A 2,117-nucleotide genomic window follows, 5' to 3' on the forward strand; every position below is an offset into this window, starting at 1 on the left:
GCCACGCCTCACCCGCCGGCAGCGACGCGGAGGCACGGCCCAGACGCGGCGCCAGCAGCCGGCCACCACGCACCGCGAGCTGCGGCTCGTCCAGGCCGAGAAACGAGTCCCACGCGGGAGCGTCGTTTTCGTCGAGGTCGACGAGCAGGAACCGGCCCGGGTGCTCGGACTGGGCGCTGCGCACCAGGCCCCATGCGGGAGCCAGTGCCACATCGGGCACCTCGTCGCCGACGGCGATGCCATTGCGGGTCGCCACGACCAGCCGTGCCTCGCCCAGCCACTCGCTGACCAGCCACCGCTGCACCAGCGCCAAGGCGTTCTCCGCGACCGTACATGCGGCCCGGGGCACGTCGCCCGTGGGCGGTTCCACCGTGGCGACGACCACCTCCGGCGCCTCCGCGCCGTCGGCCAGCGCCTGCTCCAGCGCGTCCAGGTCCGCGTAGTCCTCACCGAGGACAGCCACCCGCACCGCTGCGGACGAACCGGCCGTGACCTCGGCCCAGTCCACCTGGAACAACGAGTTCTTCGTGCCCTGCGCTCGGTCGAGCTGCGTGCTCTCCAGCGGGCGGAGGCCGAGGGCGTCGACGGCGAGGACGGTTGCCCCGGCCTCGTCGACCACATCGACACGGAGTGCGGAGTCGCCCGCCGGGGCGATCCGCACCCGGGCCCGGGTCGCACCGGCCTCGCCGAGGCGGACCCCGGACCACGAGAACGGCAGGTCCACCGACGATCCGGCCTCTTTGGAGAGCATCCCGCCGTGCAGCGCGGCGTCGAACAGCGCCGGGTGACAGCCGAAACCGGCGCTGTCGGTGTCGTCGGGGAGCGCGACCTCGGTGTAGACCTCGTCACCGGCGCGCCACGCGGCCCGCACCCCCTGGAACAGCGGCCCGTAGTCGAGGCCGATGTCGGCCAGCCGCGGGTACAGGGTGTCGACGGCGACGGGAAGGGCGCCGGCGGGCGGCCACTGGAGGGGGAAGGGCGCGGCCGGTTCGGCGTCCGCGGTCAGCCAGCCCCGCCCGTGGCAGACCGCTCCGCGCAGTTCGTCCTCCGCGCCGCCCACGGGACGGGAGTAGATCGCCACTTCCCGGCGGCCGTCCTCGCCTGTCTGGCCGACGGTGACCTGGACCTGGAGCGCCGCGTCGTCCTCCAGGACGAGCGGCGCCTCCAGCACCAGTTCGCCGAGGACGGGGCAGTCCACCTGGCGGCCGGCGGCGATCGCCATCTTCACCAGTGCGGCGCCGGGCACCATGACCGCCCCGAACACCATGTGGTCGCGGGTCCAGGGCTGGGTGTCCTGCGAGATCCGGCCGGTGAACACCCACTCGTCGCGGTCGCCCACCTGCACCGCCGCCGCCAGGACGGGGTGTTCCACCCTGGCCAGTCCGGCTGCGGTCACGTCACCTGAGCCTGTGCCTGGGGTCAGCCAGTAGCGCTCGCGCTGGAAGGCGTAGGTCGGCAGTTCGACCCGCTTGGCGGCGCTGCTTTGGAACAGGGCGGTCCAGTCGACGTGAACACCGGCCGCGTGCGCCTGTGACAGCGACAGGAGGAAGCGTCGCAGATCGCCTTCGTCGCGGCGCAGTGAACCGACGACGGTCACCTGGTCCTGCGCGTCGTGGGCGCTGAGGGTTTCCTCGACGGCCATGGCCAGTACGGGGTGGGGTGACATTTCCAGGAAGCAGCCGGTGCCGTTGTCGGCGAGGGCGCGTACGGCGGGTTCGAAGCCGACGCGGCTGCGGAGGTTTGCGTACCAGTAACCCGAGTCAAGGGACGCGGTGTCGATGAAGTCGCCCAGGACGGTGGAGTAGAAGGGAACGCGTCCGGACATCGGGGTGATCGGCGCCAGGACCTCTGCCAGCTCCGCTTCGATGGCCTCGACCTGCACCGAGTGGGAGGCGTAGTCCACCGCGACGCGGCGGGCACGGATGCCGTCACGCTCACAGCCGGCCACGATGTCGTCCAGGGCCTGCGGTTCGCCCGCGATCACCACCGAGGCGGGGCCGTTGACGGCGGCGACGGAGACGCGGCCGTCGAACGGGGCCAGGAGTTCTTCGACCTGCTCGACCGGCAGTGCGATCGACACCATGCCGCCCCGGCCCGCGAGACGCTCACGTACCAAT

At 72.4% G+C, this 2,117-nt stretch carries 1 protein-coding gene; it reads right to left on the reverse strand.

Features of this window, described 5'->3' with window-relative positions; translation table 11 throughout:
* Positions 1-2,117: acyltransferase domain-containing protein (locus ABZ208_RS38960; RefSeq protein WP_356914180.1), on the reverse strand; the 2,117-nt coding region annotated here is incomplete at both ends.

Source organism: Streptomyces sp. NPDC006208 (assembly GCF_040613775.1).
Lineage (GTDB): Bacteria > Actinomycetota > Actinomycetes > Streptomycetales > Streptomycetaceae > Streptomyces.